This window comes from Stenotrophomonas acidaminiphila, from assembly GCA_002951995.1.
Classification (GTDB): Bacteria; Pseudomonadota; Gammaproteobacteria; order Xanthomonadales; family Xanthomonadaceae; genus Stenotrophomonas; species Stenotrophomonas acidaminiphila_A.
Genome location: CP019797.1, coordinates 1089490 through 1107973, shown reverse-complemented (window position 1 = coordinate 1107973; position 18484 = coordinate 1089490). Strand labels below are relative to the sequence as shown.

13 protein-coding genes are annotated in these 18484 nt (G+C 73.1%); 6 read left to right on the top strand and 7 right to left on the bottom strand.

Going from position 1 to position 18484, the window contains the following annotated elements; translation table 11 throughout:
* Positions 1 to 39: 39 nt before the first annotated feature.
* Positions 40 to 2649, bottom strand: coding sequence for a diaminopimelate decarboxylase (locus tag B1L07_04880; GenBank protein ID AUZ54553.1), 2610 nt, complete (start codon positions 2647 to 2649; stop codon positions 40 to 42).
* Positions 2650 to 2847: 198 nt separating this feature from the next.
* Between B1L07_04880 and B1L07_04875 the strand changes: the two genes are divergently transcribed.
* The 3 genes from B1L07_04875 to B1L07_04865 all read left to right on the top strand — a co-directional run bounded on the left by B1L07_04875 (position 2848) and on the right by B1L07_04865 (position 5541).
* Positions 2848 to 3708: a phenazine biosynthesis protein gene (locus B1L07_04875; protein AUZ54552.1), complete on the top strand. Its 861-nt coding sequence runs from the start codon at positions 2848 to 2850 to the stop codon at positions 3706 to 3708.
* Positions 3709 to 3821: 113 nt separating this feature from the next.
* Positions 3822 to 4697, top strand: a complete 876-nt coding sequence (locus B1L07_04870; protein AUZ54551.1) for a phenazine biosynthesis protein PhzF family — start codon at positions 3822 to 3824, stop codon at positions 4695 to 4697.
* Between the two features lie 37 nt (positions 4698 to 4734).
* Complete coding sequence (locus tag B1L07_04865; GenBank protein ID AUZ54550.1) at positions 4735 to 5541, top strand: hypothetical protein; 807 nt, start codon at positions 4735 to 4737, stop codon at positions 5539 to 5541.
* A gap of 53 nt (positions 5542 to 5594) precedes the next feature.
* Here the strand turns inward: B1L07_04865 and B1L07_04860 are convergent, their stop codons facing one another.
* The 4 genes from B1L07_04860 to B1L07_04845 all read right to left on the bottom strand — a co-directional run bounded on the left by B1L07_04860 (position 5595) and on the right by B1L07_04845 (position 11347).
* Positions 5595 to 6299, bottom strand: a complete 705-nt coding sequence (locus B1L07_04860; protein AUZ54549.1) for a tRNA (adenosine(37)-N6)-threonylcarbamoyltransferase complex dimerization subunit type 1 TsaB — start codon at positions 6297 to 6299, stop codon at positions 5595 to 5597.
* Positions 6296 to 8326 (bottom strand): helicase, encoded by a 2031-nt coding sequence (locus tag B1L07_04855; GenBank protein ID AUZ54548.1) that lies wholly within the window; start codon positions 8324 to 8326, stop codon positions 6296 to 6298. The genes B1L07_04860 and B1L07_04855 overlap by 4 nt, the downstream gene beginning before the upstream one ends.
* Before the next feature lie 77 nt (positions 8327 to 8403).
* Positions 8404 to 8934 (bottom strand): hypothetical protein, encoded by a 531-nt coding sequence (locus tag B1L07_04850; GenBank protein ID AUZ54547.1) that lies wholly within the window; start codon positions 8932 to 8934, stop codon positions 8404 to 8406.
* Positions 8935 to 8941: 7 nt separating this feature from the next.
* Positions 8942 to 11347 (bottom strand): penicillin-binding protein 1B, encoded by a 2406-nt coding sequence (locus B1L07_04845; protein ID AUZ54546.1) that lies wholly within the window; start codon positions 11345 to 11347, stop codon positions 8942 to 8944.
* Positions 11348 to 11443: 96 nt separating this feature from the next.
* On the opposite strand from B1L07_04845, the gene B1L07_04840 reads away from it, so the two are divergent.
* The gene (locus tag B1L07_04840) at positions 11444 to 13543 is read left to right on the top strand and encodes a glycosyl transferase (protein AUZ54545.1); all 2100 of its coding nucleotides are present in this window, start codon (positions 11444 to 11446) and stop codon (positions 13541 to 13543) included.
* On the opposite strand, the gene B1L07_04835 is transcribed toward B1L07_04840, so the two are convergent.
* Both B1L07_04835 and relA read right to left on the bottom strand, forming a co-directional pair.
* Positions 13540 to 15009 (bottom strand): hypothetical protein, encoded by a 1470-nt coding sequence (locus B1L07_04835; GenBank protein AUZ56457.1) that lies wholly within the window; start codon positions 15007 to 15009, stop codon positions 13540 to 13542. The two genes, B1L07_04840 and B1L07_04835, sit on opposite strands and share 4 nt — an antisense overlap.
* Positions 15010 to 15133: 124 nt before the next feature.
* On the bottom strand, positions 15134 to 17296 hold the full coding sequence (relA, locus tag B1L07_04830; protein AUZ54544.1) for a GTP diphosphokinase: 2163 nt from the start codon (positions 17294 to 17296) through the stop codon (positions 15134 to 15136).
* A gap of 63 nt (positions 17297 to 17359) precedes the next feature.
* Here relA and B1L07_04825 point away from each other — a divergent pair, with 63 nt between their 5' ends.
* Both B1L07_04825 and B1L07_04820 read left to right on the top strand, forming a co-directional pair.
* Positions 17360 to 17872, top strand: a complete 513-nt coding sequence (locus tag B1L07_04825; GenBank protein ID AUZ54543.1) for a hypothetical protein — start codon at positions 17360 to 17362, stop codon at positions 17870 to 17872.
* Positions 17873 to 17927: 55 nt separating this feature from the next.
* Entirely contained in the window at positions 17928 to 18461 is a 534-nt protein-coding gene (locus B1L07_04820) for a hypothetical protein (protein AUZ54542.1), read from the top strand.
* Positions 18462 to 18484 lie beyond the last annotated feature (23 nt).

Below are 18484 nucleotides of genomic sequence, written 5' to 3'. Positions count from 1 at the left end.
TGGGCGCGGCGGAACGAGGGGGCAAGGGCGGCGCGGAGGTCAGGACGCATCGTCGATGATGTCCTCGCACGGCAGCGCGCGCTGGTTGTAGCGGCTGGCCATGCTGAAGCCGTAGGCGCCGGCGTCGGCGATCAGCATGACGTCGCCGGGGGCGGTGGTGGACGGCAGCTTCACCCGCTGCGCGAACACGTCGCTGGATTCGCAGATCGGCCCGACCACGCTGAAGTCGAGGTCGCGCGCGTCTTCCAGCCGCGACAGGTTGGCGATGTCGTGCCAGGCGTCGTACAGCGCCGGGCGCAGCAGCGCGTTCATGCCGGCGTCCAGGCCGACCCGGCGCACGCCATCCTTTTCCACCACCTGGGTGGCATGGGCCAGCAGCACGCCGGCCTCGGCGACCAGGAAGCGGCCCGGCTCGACCGCCAGCTGGAACGCCGGGTGCACCGCCTTGACCGCGGCCAGGCCGGCGGCCCAGGCGTCCAGGTCGAACGGTTCGTCGTCGTCGCTGTACGGCACCGGCAGGCCACCGCCGATGTCGAGGATCTCCACGCTGCCGATGCGGCGCGCGAAGCCGGCCAGCTCGTCCACCACCTGCTGCCAGTGGCCGCTGCTCTCCACGCCGCTGCCCAGGTGGGCGTGGATGCCGGTGACGCGCACGCCGAGGCCGCGCGCCACGTCCATGAATTCGTCCACCCGCTGCGCCGACAGGCCGAACTTGGCCTCCTTGCCACCGGTATTGACCTTGCGGTGGTGGCCGTCGCCATGGCCCAGGTCGATCCGCAGCCACAGCGTGCGGTCGCCGAACACCTCCGGCCAGCGCCGCAGCAGTTCGACGTTGTCCACGGTGACGTTGACCCCGCGCGCCAGCGCCGCGGCGTACTCGCCGATCGGGGCGAAACTGGGGGTGAACAGCACCCGCGCCGGCGCCAGCTCCGGCAACACCTGGAACACGTGCTCGACCTCGCCCAGCGAAACGCACTCCAGGCCGAAGCCTTCGGCGGCCAGCGCGCGCAGGATGGCCGGGTGCGGGTTGGCCTTGATCGCGTAGTAGCGGCGGTCCAGCGCCGCCACCGCCTGCAGCTGGCGCGCGCGCGCGCGCACCGTGGGCAGGTGGTATACGTAGCGCGGCGTACCCTGCGCGGCCAGTTCCAGCAGCTGCCCGCGCGCGCGCGGCGCGCGCCACCACGGCGTCGGCCGCGGGCGCACGCTGCCGGTGATCTCGCGCCAGCGCGGGCCGAACACCTGCTCCTCGTAGACCGGCATGGCGCCGCTGTCGATCAGCTCGTCGTGCAGGATCGGCAGCAGGCCGTCGGCGTCGGCCTCGTCGATCACGAAGGTCAGGTTCAGGTCGTTGGACGACTGCGAGATCATGTGCACGCGCTCCTTGCCGAACGTGGCCCACACGTCCGAGAGCTTGTACAGCAGCGAGCGCATGCCGCGGCCGACCAGGGTGATGGCCGCGCACGGCACGATCACCTTGACCTTGCAGATCCGCGACAGGTCGGCCGACAGCGCGGCCAGCACGTCGGTGCTGACCAGGTTCTCGGACGGATCCAGCGAGACGGTGACGTTGGTCTCGGCCGAGCCGATCAGGTCCACCGACAGGCCATGCCGGCGGAACAGGTCGAACACGTCGGCGAGGAAGCCGACCTGCTGCCACATGCCGATGCCTTCCATCGACACCAGCACGATGCCGTTGCGGCGGCTGATCGCCTTGACCCCCGGCACCGGCTCGGCGCTGCCGTCGATGCTGGTGCCGGGCATGTGCGGGCGCTCGGTATCCAGGATCGCCATCGGCACCCCGGCGTCGCGGCACGGCTTGATCGAGCGCGGGTGCAGCACCTTGGCCCCGGTGGTGGCGATTTCCTGCGCCTCGTAATAATCCAGCCGGGTGAGCAGGCGCGCGTCGGGCACGTCCTTCGGGTTGGCGCTGAACATGCCCGGCACGTCGGTCCAGATCTCCACCCGGCTGGCGCCCAGCAGCGCGCCGAAGTACGCGGCCGAGGTATCCGAGCCACCGCGGCCGAGGATCGCGGTGCCGCCGTCGCCGTGGCGGGAAATGAAGCCCTGGGTGATCAGCATGCGCGTGGGCTGCGCCGCGAAGCGCTGGCGGAACCCGGCGTCGCCCTGCCACTGGCAGTTCACCGACAGCCGCTGCGACCAGGCGCTCTGGTTGGGCGCCGGCGGCTGCGCGTGCAGCCAGTCGCGCGCGTCCATCCAGCCGAAATCCAGGCCGTTGCCGCGCAGGTAGGCCGCGCCGATGGTGGAAGACAGCAGTTCGCCCTGGCCCAGCACCTCGGCCTGCCAGTCCAGCGGGCGGTGGGCCGCGCGCGGGTCGTCGAGCAGCGCCTGCAGTGCCGCCAGCCGCGCGGCCAGCACCTCCTGGCCCAGCTCCAGCTCGGCCAGGAATGCGTTGTGGCGCGCGACCAGCGCGGCCACCCGCTCGCGGCTGTCGGCGGCGCCGTCGGCGATCGCGGTCAGCTCATTGGTCACGCCCGACAGCGCGGACACCACCACCAGCACGCGGCCACCGGTCTCGTCCGCACGTTTTTTCGCCAGTTCCCCGATCGTGTTCCAACGATGACGACGCGACACCGAGGTGCCACCGAACTTGAGGACGATCCAGCGATCGACGAGGGGGGAAGAGGACATTGGCGTGGGGGTTCACGGTGGGGAAAGACCCGACAGGCGGGCGGAACCGTCGATTCTATAGCCATGCCCCGCCGCGCGCCGCCGGTCGCGGGCGACCGCATTGCGCCGGTGGCCACGGCGGCGCGCGCGGAGGGCGCCCGGGCTCGCGATGCCGGCGCGCGCGGCCTATGCTGGCCGGCCCCCGCCTGGACCCCTGCCATGACCGCACGCCGCTATCTGCAACTGGACGTCTTCGCCGCGCGCCCGGGCGCCGGCAACCCGCTGGGCGTCGTGCTCGATGCCGACGGCCTGGACGATGCCGCCATGCAGGCCATCGCCGCCTGGCTGAACCTGTCCGAGACGGTGTTCTTCCTGCCGCCCGACGCCGGCGCCGGTTACCGCATCCGCATCTTCACCCCGAGGATGGAGCTGCCCTTCGCCGGCCACCCCAGCGTGGGCGCGGCCTGGGCCGCGCTGGAGCACGGCCTGGCGACGGCCGACGACCACGGCCGGCTGCTGCAGCAGTGCGCCGCCGGCCTGCTGCCGGTGCGGGTGCAGGGCAGTAGCCGCTTCCGCCTGCTGCACGTGCGCAGCCCGCGCGCGGAACAGCGCAACGCGGCCACGCCCGCGCTGCCGCCGGGGCTGGCCGCACTGGCACGCCCGGGCGTGGCACCGGCGCTGTGGAACAACGGCCCGGACTGGTGGCTGCTGGAGGCCGGCGACGAAACCGCGCTGCGCCGCTACCGGCCGGAACTGGCGGCCATCGCCGCCCTGCCCGGCAACGGCAAGCTCGCCGTGTTCGCCGCCGCGGCGCGGCCCGACGTGGGCTACCAGTACGTGGTGCGCGCCTTCGCCCCCGGCGTCGGCATCGACGAAGACCCGGTGACCGGCAGCGCCAACGCACTGGTCGCCGCGCACCTGCTGGCCCAGGGCCGGCTCACGCCCGGACAGCACTACCGCGCCAGCCAGGGCCGCGAGCGCGGCCGCAACGGCGAGGTCCATGTGCAGGTGGACGACGAGGGCCATGTCTGGATCGGCGGCGAGGTGCAGCCGGTCATCGGCGGCCACCTCGACTGGTAACCGCCGCCCCCCTGCCCGCAGATGCGCACTTGCGTGCGCGGGAACCTTCCCGGTGAGGCCGATCGCGCGCCACACCGCGCCTGCAGATATCTCCCCTACCACACGGAATCCCCATGACTACCCGCCGCTTCCTGCAACTGGACGTCTTCGCCCCGCGCCCCGGCACCGGCAACCCGCTGGCCGTGGTGCTCGATGCCGACGGCCTGGACGATACCGCCATGCAGGCCATCGCCCGCTGGACCCGACTGCCCGAGACCACCTTCGTGTTCGCGCCCACCACACCGGGCAGCAGCTACCGTATCCGCATGTTCGCGCCACAGAAGGAAGTGCCGTTCGCCGGCCACCCCAGCGTCGGCAGCGCGCATGCGGTGCTGGAGTGCGGCCTGGCCACGCCGGTCGACGGCCTGCTGGTGCAGGACGGCATCGCCGGGCAGCTGCCGCTGCGGGTGGACACGATCGACGGCGTCCGCCGCATCGCCATCCGCACCCCGCGCGCGTCGGTGGCGGAGATCGTGGACGCCGCCGATGCGCGGCTGCGCCCGGCCGTCGCCGGCTGGGCGCTGGGCGCGCTGCCGCCGGTGCTGATGGACGGCGGCCGCCGCTGGTGGCTGCTGGAACTGGCCGACGAGGCCGCCCTGCGCGCCCTCGCCCCCGACTGGGACGCCATCGCCACCCTGGCCGAGGCCAGCGGCGCGATGGGCGTGTTCGCCTACGCCCGCAGCCATGGCCAGGCGCACGACCTGGCGGTGCGCGCCTTCGTCGGCAACGGCCGCCGCTTCGAGGACGCCGCCTCCGGCGCCGCCAATGCGGTGCTCGCCGCGTGGCTGGACGAACGCGGCGCGCTGCCCGGCCACGGCGGCCGCTACAGCGTTAGCCAGGGCCGCGAGGTCGGCCACGACGCACTGCTGGAACTGCGCATCGACGCGCACGGCGACGTGTGGTCCGGCGGCCAGGTGCAGACGGTGATCCGCGGAACCATCGACTGGTAGCGCGGTCGTACCGACAGTCCAGGCAGAGGTCGTCCGCATGCGTCGATGGCTGCTGCTGTTGTCGCTGCTGTTGGCCGGCATGCAGATGCCTGCCGGTGCCACGCAACCGGCAGTGCCGCAGCGCGTGCTGTTCGTCGGCAACAGCCTGACCTATGTGGGCAACCTGCCGGCCACGTTCGCCGCACTGGCCAATGCCAACGGGCAGCACATGCACGCCGCGATGCTCGTGCAGGGCGGCGCCACGCTCGAACAGCGGGTGGCCGACGGCAGCGTGCTGCGGGCGCTGGCCCGCTACCGGCCGGCGGTGCTGGTGCTGCAGGAACGCGGCGGCGAGCTGCTCTGTGGCGCCGGCGAGGATGCCTGCCGGACGTCGCGGGAGGCGGTGCAGGCACTGGCCGCGGCGGGCCGCCAGGCCGGCGCACGGGTGTTGCTGCTGGGCAGCTACCAGCCCCATCCCCGCGCGTCGGCGGCGATTGTCCAGGCCGAACGCGCCGCCGCCACGCAGGCCGGCATCGGCTACGTGGAGATTTCCGAAAGCCTGCGCCGGCTCTCCACCGGTGCCGGCACGCTCGCCTGGTACGACGCCGACGGCATGCACCCCGGGCCGGCGCTGACGCTGCTCGATGCGGTGCAGCTGTACCGGGCGCTGTTCGACACGCGCCCCGTGCGGGGTTTCACGGTCGCGGCGCCGATCTACGGCGCCAGCAGCGGATTGCGCGCCGAACTGCGCGATGCCGATGCGCCGGCGCCACGGCCGCAGACAGCGCAGGGCATCGGCTACGACGACGCGATGATCGGACAACTCAATGCGCTGCTGGATGCCGCCGGCAACCGGCCCCCGTAGATGCGGGGCTCACCGCGCCTGGCGCATTCCCGGCCGGGCCCGTGCCGGCCAGGTCAGCGCGAAGCGCGCAGCGCCTGCTGTTCGACCAGGGTGAGCGCGACGTTGTCGCGCAGGTAGGCCGGCTGCACCCGTTCGGGAGCGATGCCCTCGCCGCGGGCGAAGGCCGGCACGGCGAGCTTCAACACGTCCGATGCGCGCGGCAGCGCCTGCGCATCGACCGACGACAGCCGCGCCTGCAGGCGCGTGGCCAGCAGCCCCTCGGCGGCGCCGAAACCAGTGCCGACCCCGGCCCAGCGGCTGCCACCGTCGGGCAGCTGCAGTGCATCCGGGGCAATCACCACTTCCGCGCCCTGTTCGTCCCACAGGCCATCGCCACGACGCACGCAGCGCGCGGCGTAGACCTCGCCCATGCGCGCATCGATGCTGGCCAGCACGTGGCTGGCGTCGACGGGCGCCTGCATCGCCAGCACCTGCAGCGTGGACACCGGCAGCAGCGGCCGGTCCAGCGCCAGGGCGACGCCCTGGGCGATGGCGATGGCCAGGCGCACGCCGGTGAACGCGCCCGGACCGCGGCCCAGGGCGATGGCGTCCAGCTGCGCGCGGGCGATGCCGGCCTCGGCCAGCAGCTGTTCCGCCCACGGCAGGGTCAGTTCCGCATGCCGGCGCGGCGCGATCTCGAAGCGTTCCAGTACCCGCCCGTCCACATGCAGGGCGACGGAACAGGCTTCGGTGGCGGTTTCCAGGGCGAGCAGCTTCATGGGGTCACATCGGGATCGGGAAGGGGCGGCATGGCGGTTTCCATGCCCGGCGCGTCGGCATCGGGCTGCCATTGTCGCGCAAAGAACGCCTGCACATCGGCCAGTTCGCGGGTGCGGCGGAACGGCGGCAGCGAATCCAGGAATACCCGCCCGTAGCCGCGGCTGAGCAGGCGCGGGTCGCACAGCACCAGCACGCCGCGGTCGCTCTCGCTGCGGATCAGCCGGCCCACGCCCTGCTTGAGCGCGATCACCGCCTGCGGCAACTGTTCGTCGCGGAACGGGTTGCCACCGGCGCGGCGGATCGCGTCCAGCCGCGCCTCGTATACCGGGTCGTCCGGCGCGGCGAAGGGCAGCTTGTCGATCACCACCACACTCAGCGCGTCGCCGGCCACGTCCACGCCTTCGCGGAAACTGGCCGAGCCCAGCAGCACGCCGTTGCCCGATTCGCGGAAACGCTGCAGCAGGCTGGCGCGGGGCGCCTCGCCCTGCACGAACAGCGGCCACGGCCCGCCGCGCAGCGCATCGGCGGCCTCGCGCAGCGCGCGGTGCGAGGCGAACAGCAGGAACGCACGCCCCTGCGAAGCCTCGAGCACCGGGCGCAGGGTGGCGATCAGCGCGGCGCCGAAGCCGCGCGCGGCCGGATCGGGCAACTGCCGCGGCAGGTAGCACAGCGCCTGCACCGGCCAGTCGAACGGGCTGGGCTGGACCAGGGTGTGCGGGTCGTCCAGCCCCAGCCGCGCGGCCAGGTGGCCGAAGTCGCCATCGACGGTCAGCGTGGCCGAGGTGAACACCCAGGCCGCGTGCGAGCGCAGGCGGTGTTCGCGCAGCGGCCCGGATACGTCCAGCGGGGTGCGCTGGCAGCGGAAGCCGCGCGGCGTCAGCTCGTACCAGAGCACGTCGTTGCCGGCGGCGCCGATGTCGGCGTCATCGCTTTCGAAATCGGGCAGCGGCGCATCCTCGCACAGCCAGCGCGCCAGCCGCGCCGCGCCTTCGAGCGCGCGTGCATGGCACGCGTCCAGCCCCGGCGACGCCTCGCGCACACCGGCCAGCGCATCGCGCAACCCGGCCAGCGCCGTGGCCAGCACGTCGAAGCCCTCGGCCACCGCCGGCACCGCCAACGCGCGCCACTGGGTGCCGCGCGGCGGCAACGGCTCCATCGCCGCGCGCAGTTGCCGCAATGCCATTTCCAGCGCCGCCACCGGCGGCTGCAGCACCGGCTGCGCGCCGGCCACGCCGCGGCATTCGGCCAGGCAGTCGCGCGCCAGCTCCTGCCACGGGCGCATGCCGAAGCCTTCGCCGAAGAACCCGGCCGCCAGTTCCGGCAACTGGTGCGCCTCGTCGATCACGAACGCCTGCGCGCCCGGCAGGATCTCGCCGAAACCTTCCTGCTTGAGCGCCAGGTCGGCCAGCAGCAGGTGGTGGTTGACCACCACCAGGTCGGCCTCCTGCGCGCGCTGCCGCGCCTGCACCACGAAGCACTCGCTCCAGAACGGGCAGTCGCTGCCCAGGCAGTTGTCGACGGTGGACGTGACCATCGGCAGCAGCGGCGAATCGTCGGCCAACCCGTCGAGCTCGGCCACGTCGCCGAACTGCGTGCGCCCGGACCAGGCAACGATGCGCTGGAACTGCGCGGCCTGTTCGGGCGAGGCCAGGCGCGGTTCCCCGCGCGCCTGGTCCAGCCGGTAGCGGCACAGGTAGTTGGCGCGGCCCTTGAGCAGCGCGCTGCGGTGGCCGACGCCGAGCGCGGCGCGCACCCGTGGCAGGTCGCGGTGGTAGAGCTGGTCCTGCAGCGCGCGGGTGCCGGTGCTGACGATGGTCTTCAGCCCGGACAGCAGCGCCGGGACCAGGTAGGCAAAGGTCTTGCCGGTGCCGGTGCCGGCCTCGGCCAGCAGTACGTCGCGCTGCTGGAAGGCATCGGCGATGGCCTCGGCCAGGCGCAGTTGCGCCGCGCGCGGGGTGAAGGCGTCGAGCTGCCGCGCGAGCGCGCCGTCGGCGCTGAGGGCTTCACGGCTGGCGGTTCTAAGCATCGGAGGTCCGGGGCCGGAGGCTTGGAATCAGCAAGAAGCCGGTACCCACGGGCCGCTGGCCTGCGATCCCCGGCCCCTCAATAGCGGATGATCCCCGGCACGGTGCAGGCTTCGATCTGCGCATGCGCCGACGCGGCGTTTTCCTTCTCCACGCGCGCCAGGTGCGTCTGCTCGATGGTGGCCCAGTGGCGGCGGCACAGCGGCCCGGTGCGCGAGCCCAGCGCGAGCGCCTTGCGCGCCAGCGTCTCGGCGCGCGCCCAGTCGCCCTGCAGCAGCGCGATCTCGGCGCGTTCCTGCAGGATCGCCGGGTCGTCCTCGACCAGCAGCAGGGCCTGGTTCAGTGCATCGGCGGCACCGGCCAGGTCGCCGGCCCCGCGGCGTTCGCCGGCGATCTGGCGCAGGTCGTCCACCTGCGGGTCGCGCAGCGGCTGCACGGTCACTTCCTTGTCGTCGGCACCGGCGGCGGCCTGTACCGCGGCCATGCGCTGGGCGGGCGTGGTGGTATCGACCGGGGGCGGCGGCGGCGCTGGCGTGCTGGTGCAGGCGGCCAGGGCCAGGGAGGCGGCCAGGACGGCCAGTGCGCGATGGATCGGGAGCGTGTGGTTCATGTCGCCATTATCGCGCAGGCGCGTCTGAAGGCGTGCTTGACGCCGCGGCCGGTTCCTTGCGGTCCAGCCCGAACCAGCTGCGCCAGCCCCCGCCTTCCTGGGTCTCCTCTTCCGGCACCGCCGGCGGCGCGCACGGCGCGTAGGCCGGGGCGAAGCCGGCCACGAACGGCAGCCGGCGTGCGCCCGGGCAGCCTTCGTCGGTGCTGTTGGTGCCTTCGGCGGCCACGTACTGCCAGTCCAGGCCCTTGCTGTTCACCCGCAGCGGCCGGCTCGGCAGGTTGCGGAAGATGCCCGACCACACCCGCATCGCGCCGGTGGCGCCGAACAGGCCGGCCTGCTCGTTCTGGTCGTTGCCCATCCACACCACCGCCAGGTGGTCGCCGGTGTAGCCGGCGTACCAGCTGTCGCGGCCGTCGTTGGTGGTGCCGGTCTTGCCGGCCGGCTGCAGCCGGCCGAGGCCGTCGGCGTTGAGCCCGGAGGCGGTACCGCTGGACACCACCTGCTGCAGCGCCACGCTGATCAGGTTGGCGGCGATGGAATCGCCTTCCTGCGCCGGCGCCGGGCTCTTGTCGTAACGCTTGAGCAGCGTGCCCTGCGCGTCGACCACCCCGCGCACGGCGTGCAACGGCTGGATCTCGCCGCCGGAGGCCAGGAACTGGTACAGCTGCGCCATGCCATAGGGGCTCTGGTCGGTGGAGCCCAGGATCACCGCCGGGTTGGCTTCGGCCTTGAGCCCGGCCAGGACGTGGATCAGCTGGGTGATGCGCTCGGGCCCGACCTGCATGCCGACCCGCACCGTGGCCTGGTTGTAGGAACGGGCCAGCGCGTCGATCAGGCGCACCGTGCCGTGGCTGCGGTTGTCGGCGTTGCCCGGGGTCCAGTTGCGCCCGCGGCTGAGCTGCACGGTCACCGGGGTGTCCTCGACCCAGGTCGCCAGCGACCAGCGGTCCGGCTGCGCCAGCGCCAGCAGGTACACGAACGGCTTGAGCAGCGAACCGACCGGCCGCTGCGCGTCGATGGCGCGGTTGAAGCCCGGCTCGGCGACATCGCGGCTGCCGACCACCGCCAGCACGTCGCCGTTGTGCACGTCGGTCAGCACCAGCCCCGCCTGCAGCTCGGGGCGGCGCTTGTTCTCCAGCGACTTGACCGTATGCGCCACCGCGCCTTCGGCATAGGCCTGGGCCGAGGGCGACATGCCGGTGAGAACGTTGAGGCCCGCGCCCTGCAGGGTGCTTTCCGGATAGTCATGGCCAAGCTGGCGGCGCACCAGGTCGATATAGGCCGGGAAGCGGTTGGCCGCCGCCAGCCCCGGCACCTTCGGCACCCCCAGCGGCGCCTTCAGCGCGCGCTGGTACTCGGCCGCGTCGATCAGGTCGTTCTCGTGCAGCTTGCCCAGCACGAAGTTGCGACGGTCCAGCGCGCGCTCGGGGTTGCGCCGCGGATCGTAGTAGGACGGCCCCTTCACCAGCCCGATCAGCAGCGCCACCTGCTCGGTGGTCAGCGAATTCAGATCGCGCCCGAACCAGAACTCGGCGCCCGACGCCACGCCGTGGATCGCCTGGCTGCCGCGCTGCCCCAGGTAGACCTGGTTGAGGTAGGCCTCCAGGATCACCTGCTTGTCGTAGCGCGCTTCCATGATCAGCGCGTACAGCACCTCGTTGAACTTGCGGGTGAAGGTCTGTTCCTTGCCGATGCCGAGCAGGCCGCTGCGCGCCAGCTGCTGGGTCAGCGTGCTGGCGCCCTGGCGCACCTTGCCGCCGGAGCGCACCGTCACCCAGACCGCGCGCACGATGCCGCTCAGGTCGATGCCGTGGTGGCTGTTGAAATCCTTGTCCTCCACCGCCTGCAGGCCGGTGACCAGCAGCTCCGGCGCTTCGGCGATGCGCACCAGCCGCCGTTCCTCCTGCTTCTGCCCGTAGAGGGTGGCGATGCGCGCCGGGTCCAGCCGCGCGGCCTTGAGCGGCTTGCGCTGCGCGGCATCGCGCAGCGAGGCGACCTGGCCACCGGACACCACCACGTCGATCCGGCGCGGCGCCACGCGCCCGTCGACATCGACATAGCCACGGCTGGAAATGGTGAACCGGCCGTCCTGCAGCCGGTAGGTGCCCGGGCTCTGGCCGATGCCGTCGTCGCGATAGGCCGACGCCGCCAGCTCGGTCTTGAGCGTGCCGGCGTTCATCGCCACGCCCGGCGCCAGCACCAGCGGCCTGGCATAGACCCGGGTCGGGATCTGCCAGCGCAGCTCGCCGAAGCGCTGGGTCACCTGCGAGTTCAGGTACAGCGTGTACGGGATCAGGAAACCGAGGCCAAGGGCGGCGGCGGCCAGGCCCCAGGTGATCAACCGGTTGCGCCAGGGCGTGCCCGGCTCGTCGGTATCGTCGTCCAGTTCGTCGGTATCGTAGCGTCGCGGCACGGGGATGCGAGAATGTAGGTTCAGGCGAGTCTAACGCAGCCTCGCGCCACCGCACCGCTGCCGGCCCCCACCTGCTTAAGCTGGAGTTGCAACCGAATGTCGATGTCCCCGGCCGATGCGCGCTACCACCTCGCCCGCATCGTCGGCCTGATCCGCCGCGGCCTGGCCAGCCTGCGCACCCGCGGCTGGCGCACCACCTTGCAGCGCGTCGGCGTGCGCCTGCGGCGGCAGCCGCCACCGCGGCGCGCGCCGTTGTACGCACCGGCCGCGGCCGCCTTCGCGCCATTCGCCGTGCCCAGCAGCGCCGAGCCGCTGGCCAGCATCGTGATCCCGGTCTACAACCATGCCGCGCATACCCTGGCGTGCCTGCGCGCACTGGCCGCGCATCCGCCGGCGGCGGCCTGCGAGATCCTGGTGGTCGACGACGGCAGCAGCGACGAGACCGCTGGCTGGATGGCGCGGATCGACGGCCTGCGCTACCACCGCCGCGCGGAGAACGGTGGCTTCATCGCCGCCTGCAACGACGGCCTGCGGTTGGCCCGCGGCCAGTACGTGGTGCTGCTGAACAATGACACCGTGCCGCAACCGGGCTGGCTGGACGCCCTGCTCGACACCTTCGTGCAGATTCCGCAGGCCGGCCTGGTCGGTGCCCAGTTGCTGTATCCGGATGGTCGCCTGCAGGAATCGGGGGGCGTGGTGTTCGACGACGGCAGTTGCTGGAGCTACGGTCGTTTCGAATCGCCGGAGGACCCGCGCTACGCCAGCCTGCGCGACGCCGATTACTGTTCCGGCGCGGCGCTGGCCATTCCGCGTGCGCTGCTGGCGCGGTTCGGCGGGCTGGATGCGCGCTATGCGCCGGCCTACTACGAGGACACCGACCTGGCGTTCAAGGTGCGCGCCGCCGGCCACCGCGTGCTGGTGCAGCCGGCCAGCCGCGTGGTGCACGACGAAGGCACCAGCAACGGCACCGACACCGGCAGCGGGGTCAAGGCCTGGCAGGTGCGCAACCAGCAGGTGTTCGCCGACGCCTGGCGCACCGCGCTGGCGCGGCAGCTGCCGGCGGGCAGCGTGCCGGGCCCGGCGCTGCTGCACCGTGGCCAGCGCCAGGTGCTGATCATCGACGAAGCGGTGCCGCGCCCGGACCGCGATTCGGCCTCGCTGCGCCAGTTCAACCTGATCCGCATGCTGCTGGCCGGCGGCGCCCACGTGGTGTTCCTGCCGACCCGCGGCGAACACGGCGGCGCCGCCACCCACGCCCTGCAGGCGCTGGGCGTGGAGGTCTGGCACGCGCCGTGGCTGGACGGCGTCGGCGCGTGGCTGCGCACGCATGGCCAGCGCTTCCAGGTGGTGCTGCTGGTGCGCCACCACGTCGCCAGCCAATGCCTGCCGCTGCTGCGGCGCCATGCGCCGCAGGCGCGCACCGTGTTCGACACCGTCGACCTGCACTACCTGCGCGAACGCCGCGGCGCCGAGCTCAGCGGCGACCCGCGGCTGGCGCGCAGTGCCGAGCGCACCCGGGCCAGCGAGCTGGCGGTGATGGCCGCGACCGACGTCACCCTGCTGGTCAGCGCCGCCGAGAAGGCGCAGCTGGCGGTCGATGCCCCCGGCGTGCGGGTCGAGCTGCTGTCCAACCTGCACGAGGTCGCCGGCCAGGGGCTGGACTGGGCACAGCGGCAGGGGCTGGTGTTCGTCGGCGGCTTCAACCACCCGCCGAACCTGGATGCGATGCAGTGGTTCATCGGCGAGGTGTTCCCGCTGATCCGGCAACGCCTGCCGGGCATCGGCTTCCACTGCATCGGTGCCGACGTGCCCGACAGCCTGCGCGCGCTGGCGGCCACGCAGCCCGGCGTGCAGGTGCATGGCTACGTGCCCGACGTGGTGCCATGGATGGCCGGTGGCCGGGTCGCGGTGGCCCCGCTGCGCTTCGGCGCCGGGGTCAAGGGCAAGATCAACCTGAGCATGGCCCACGGCCAGCCGGTGGTGGCCACCAGCTGCGCCGCCGAGGGCATGCACCTGCGCGACGGCGAGGACGTGCTGGTCGCCGACGGCGCCGCGGCGTTCGCCGACGCGGTGGTGCGGCTGCACGACGACGAAGCCCTGTGGCGGCGGCTGTCCGGCAACGGCCTGGACAACATTGCCCGGCATTTCTCGATGGACGCCGCGCGCGACGTGGTGACGCGGGTGTTCCTGGACTAACGCTGGGCGTTGCCCAGCCGTTCGGCGAAGGCCGGCAGCTCCGGGGTCGCCGGGTCCAGCGCGCGCGCCTGGTCCAGCGCACGGCCGGCGAAGGCCACGTCGCCGGCGCCCAGCCGTTCACTGCCGACCGCCAGCCAGCGCTGCGCCAGCCGCCGCCGCGCCGCGGGCAACCGCGGATCGCCGGGCGCCAGCGCCTGCCAGGCATCCAGGCAGGTGCGCGCCGCCTGCAGGCGGTTGCCCTGCAGGTGGTGCTCCATGCAGTCGCGGGCGGCGGGCAGGATGCGGGCACCGGCCTGCTTCACCCGCGCGTCGCCGGGGGCCAGCGCCTGCGCGGCCTTGAAGCGGTCGTAGGCACTGGCGCCGGGCGGCAGCAGCCACTGCCCCTGCGCCGCCGCGGCGTCCATCTGCGCCAGCAGTGCGCGTACCCGGCGCTCGCGCTCGGCGGCCGGCATCCGCGTCTCCAGCGCCCGGTGCGCGCCCTGCGCGCGCTGTAGCGCCTGCTCGGCGGCGGCCACGTCGGCACTGCCCGGCGCCCATGCACGCGCCTGCTCCAGCGCCTGTCGCGCCTGCTCGAAATGGAAGTCGCCGGCCAGCCGCACGGCCTCGCCGGCCCAGGCCCGCGCGACCTGCTGCAACCCGCGGCGCGCCACCGGGTCGTCACCGAGCGCGAGCACCCGGCTGTATCCGTCCGCGGCCTGGCGCAGGCGCCCCCGCGCCAGGTCGCGCGCGGCCTGGCCGCGGCGCCGCTCCAGCGCGGTGTTCAGCGCGGCGCGGGCCGCGGGCAGTTCGGCGTGCCCCGGGTCGTAGCCTTCCACCCGCCGCAGCAGGCCGGCCGCCGCCTGGATATCGTCCCGCCGCGCCGCGTCGAGCGCCGCGGCCAGCAGGTCGGACAGCGCGTCGTCGCGCCCCTGCAGCGCCTGCAGGTGATCCGGGCGCACCGCCAGCACCCGCTGGTACAACGGCAGCGCGCTGTCGGCGCCCTGGTCCAGCCGCCCCTGCGCCTGTGCCGCCTCGGCGCGGCGCAGCAGGTCGTCGACACGCTCGGGTTCCCGCGCCTGGCGCTGCAGGTGCGCAGCGATGGCGTCGAGCTCCCCCTGCGGCACCTGCAGCTGCCGCGCCAGCGCCAGCGCCGCGCGGGTGGCGGGCACATCGCCGGCGGCCAGCTGCCGCCGCGCCTGTTCCAGCGCCGCGCGCCCGGTATCGGCCAGCGCGTCGCGCACGTCGCCGCGGTCCGGATCCAGCGCCGCGGCGGCTTCGAACAGTTCGCGCGCGCCGCTGCCATCGGCCGCGGACAGATGGCCCTGGCGCAGCGCGCGGTGGCCGTCGTCGAGCAGGCGCTGGATCTTGGTCTCCGGCCACAACAGGTTCGCCAGCGGCTGCCGGAACACGCTCAGCAGCACCGCCAGCAGCAGCACCCCGATGGCGATCGAGCGCCACGCGCGCGGGCTGTCCCAGCCACGCGCCACCCACCAGCGCGCGTACAGGTGCACGCGCCCGACGAGCGGCGACAGCCATCCTGGCAGGCGGGAACGGGTCTTGTGCATGCGGCCAGCCTAGCAGCCCGCGATGACGCCGCCGGCAACGCCGGGCTCAGCCCATGCGCCGCGCTTCGTCCACGCCCGGCAGCGCGTCGAGCTTGCCCAGCAGGGTGGACAGCTGGCCGTAGTCGCTCACCTTCAGCCGCAGCCGCAGCTGCATGCGGCCGCTGTCGCGCAGCGGATCGCTGTTGATGTTGAGCACGTAGGCATCCTCCTGCGCGATCAGGTTGGTGATGTCCTTGAGCAGCCAGCGCCGGTCCATGGCACGGACCATCACGTCCACCTCGTAGCCCGCGCCGGCGCGGCCCCACTCCACCGGCAGCACGCGCTCGGGGTGCGCTGCCGACAACCGCGCCAGCGCCGGGCAATCGGCACGGTGCACGGTGACCCCGCGGGTCCGGGTGAGGTAGCCGGCGATCGGCTCGCCGGCCACCGGCTGGCAGCAGCGCGCCAGCTGCACCAGCAGGTTGCCCACGCCCTGCACGGTGAAGTCGGAGCGGCCGATGCCGTCGCGGCGCGCGGTCGGCCGCGGCAGCGCCGGGGTGGCCGGCGCTGGCTGGTTCTTCTCCTTCTCCGCCTCCAGCAGCGCGCGGCTGACCTGGCTGGGGCCGGTGTCGCCGAGCGCGACCTGGATGTACAGGTCGTCGACGCTGTCGGCGTGGAAACGCCGGGCGGCGAGCATCAGGTCGGCCTGCTGCAGGCCCAGCCGCTTGAGCTCGCGGTCCAGCAGTTCGCGCCCGGCCTGCACGTTGCGCGCGCGGTCGAGCTTGTGGAACCAGGTGCGTACCTTCTCGCGCGAACGGTTGCTGGCCAGGAAGCCGTTGGCCGGCAGCAGCCAGTCGCGGCGCGGGTCGGCGTCGCGCGCGGTCATGATCTCGACCCGGTCGCCGCTGCGCAGGCGGTAGGTCAGCGGCACGATACGGCCGTTGACCTTGGCGCCGCGGCAACGGTGCCCGACCATGGTGTGCACGTGGTAGGCGAAGTCCAGCGGCGTGGCGCCGGCCGGCAGGTCCATCACCTCGCCCTTGGGGCTGAGCGCGTAGACCCGGTCCTCGATCAGCTCGGCATCCAGCGCGCCGGCCAGGTCCTCCGGATTGGCCGCATCCTGCGCCTGCTCCAGCAATTGCCGCATCCAGGTGATCTTGCGGTCGAACGCCTTCTCCGCGCCCTTGCCGCCTTCCTTGTACTTCCAGTGCGCGGCCACGCCCAGTTCGGCCTGCGCATGCATCTCGTGGGTGCGGATCTGCACTTCCACGGTGCGCCCCTCCGGGCCGATCACCGCGGTGTGCAGCGAGCGGTAGTCGTTGGCCTTGGGCCGGGCGATGTAGTCGTCGAACTCGCTGGGGATCGGCGTCCACAACGCGTGCACCACGCCCAGCGCGGCGTAGCAGGCGGCCACGTCGTCCACCATCACCCGCACCGCGCGCAGGTCGTAGAGCTGCTCGAAGGCCAGCTTCTTCTTCTGCATCTTCCGCCAGATGCTGTAGATGTGCTTGGGCCGGCCGCTGACCTCGGCGCGGATGCCGTGCTCGCCCAGCGCCGCGGACAGGCGGCGCTTGACCGCTTCGACGTAGCGCTCGCGCGCCAGCCGGGTTTCGTCCACCTCGCGCGCGATGTGGCGGTACGTATCCGGCTCCAGGAAACGGAACGCCAGGTCTTCCAGTTCCCATTTCAACTGCCAGATGCCCAGGCGGTTGGCCAGCGGCGCGTGGATGTCGCGGGTCAGCTGCGCCAGCGCGCGGCGCTGCTCCTCGGGGCTGCGGTCGGCCGCGCGCATGCACGCCAGTTGCCGCGCCAGCAGCACCGGCACCACGCGCAGGTCGTGGACGATGGATAGCAGCAGGCGGCGCAGGCCTTCGCTGTTGCGGCCGGCCTCGCGCCCGGCGTGCAGCGCCCACACCTGGTCGGCGGCATCCTGCCCATCGAGCAGCCCGCGCACCGCGGCCGCCGCGTTGCCCAGCGGCAGCTCCGCCAGGCGCGCGCGCAGGCCCGGCAGATCGAACAGCAGCGCGGCGGCGATCACCGCCTCGTCGGCGGACAGCAGGGCGAGCGCATCGAGCGTGTCGGCCAGCACCGGCCACGGCAACCGCGGTTGGGTGTCGGTCCCGGGCTGCCGCCAGGCGCCCAGCAGCGCCTCCCGCAACGGATCGGAAAGGGCGCCGCAGGTCGGGCGGTGCAGCAGGGCATCCAGGCCGGAGAGGGAAGAACGGTTCACAGCGGTTGAAGGCGGGCGGATGCGCCTACACTAGCGCCCAACCATCCACGGGAACAATCGCCCATGCAGCCGTCGCGCCTTGGCCTCCTGCTCACCACCACCCTGCTGCTCGCACCGGCGTTCGCCGTACACGCGCAGCGCGTCGTCGAAGGCGACCTGCAGCAGCAGATGTCCGCCGCCGAGTTCAAGGCCGCCGGCCTGGAAAAGCTCTCGCCCGAGGAGCTGGCCGCGCTCAACGCCTGGCTGCAGGGCAAGGTGCGCAATGCCACCGCCACCGCGCTGGAGCAGGCGCGCGAGGAAGGCCGCCAGGAAGTGATCGTGAAGAACCGCGGCTTCTTCGACTTCGGCTCCAGCGAGCCGATCAAGGCCACGCTGGTGGGCGAGTTCAGCGGCTTCGGCAAGGGCCGCCAGTACACCCTGGACAATGGCCAGGTCTGGGAACAGACCGACGATGCGCGGGCCGCCGGTGTCCGCAAGCAGGCGCCGGCGGTGCAGATCACCCCGGGGCTGATGGGGGTGTGGTACCTGCAGATCGACGGGCTCAACACCCGCGCCAAGGTGCGCCGCACCAAGTAACCTGTGCCCGTTCCCGCGCCGCGCACCGCGGCGCCCGCCCCTGCCCTGGTCCGCCATGCCCTTCCTGCCCGCCACGCTGTTGCTCCTGCTGCTGTTCCTGCTGCCGGCCGGCGCGTCGGCCCAGGTCTACAAGTGCAAGGGGAAATCCGGGGAAACCGCTTATTCCGAGCATCCCTGCGACGCCAACGCGCAGCCGATGAAGCTGCGCAGCGAGCGCCTGCCGGCGCCGGTGGCGCTACCGCCACCGCCCCCGGCGGAGGCAGGCGAGCCGGAGCAATCGCCGCTGCGCGAGAGCGGCAGCCCGCCGCCAGCGCCGGCGGAACAGGACCGCAGCGCCGAACGCGCGTGCATCGCCACGGCGACCGCGTCGATCTACGGCCCCTCCAACGACCGCGTGGCGACCTACCAGCAGCAGATGGCGATGCTCGGCGAGCAGCTGGACAACGCCGCCGACGCCAAGCGCAGCCAGGCCCTGCAGGCGCGCATGGACAACCTGCGCCGCGCGATCAGCCGCGAGCATGCCTACGCCCACGACCAGGTCAACGCCGCGCGCCGGCGCTGCGTGGAGCAGTACCGCCCCACGCCGTAGCGGCGGGCCTTGCCCGCACCGCC

Bases quoted from the DNA above. Each gene is read 5' to 3' on its own strand.
- B1L07_04860 (AUZ54549.1), bottom strand. From the start codon at position 6,299: ATGAAGCTGCTCGCCCTGGAAACCGCCACCGAAGCCTGTTCCGTCGCC.
- B1L07_04850 (AUZ54547.1), bottom strand. From the start codon at position 8,934: ATGAACCACACGCTCCCGATCCATCGCGCACTGGCCGTCCTGGCCGCC.
- B1L07_04875 (AUZ54552.1), top strand. From the start codon at position 2,848: ATGACCGCACGCCGCTATCTGCAACTGGACGTCTTCGCCGCGCGCCCG.
- B1L07_04825 (AUZ54543.1), top strand. From the start codon at position 17,360: ATGCAGCCGTCGCGCCTTGGCCTCCTGCTCACCACCACCCTGCTGCTC.
- B1L07_04840 (AUZ54545.1), top strand. From the start codon at position 11,444: ATGTCGATGTCCCCGGCCGATGCGCGCTACCACCTCGCCCGCATCGTC.
- B1L07_04855 (AUZ54548.1), bottom strand. From the start codon at position 8,326: ATGCTTAGAACCGCCAGCCGTGAAGCCCTCAGCGCCGACGGCGCGCTC.
- B1L07_04880 (AUZ54553.1), bottom strand. From the start codon at position 2,649: ATGTCCTCTTCCCCCCTCGTCGATCGCTGGATCGTCCTCAAGTTCGGT.
- B1L07_04865 (AUZ54550.1), top strand. From the start codon at position 4,735: ATGCGTCGATGGCTGCTGCTGTTGTCGCTGCTGTTGGCCGGCATGCAG.
- B1L07_04870 (AUZ54551.1), top strand. From the start codon at position 3,822: ATGACTACCCGCCGCTTCCTGCAACTGGACGTCTTCGCCCCGCGCCCC.
- B1L07_04820 (AUZ54542.1), top strand. From the start codon at position 17,928: ATGCCCTTCCTGCCCGCCACGCTGTTGCTCCTGCTGCTGTTCCTGCTG.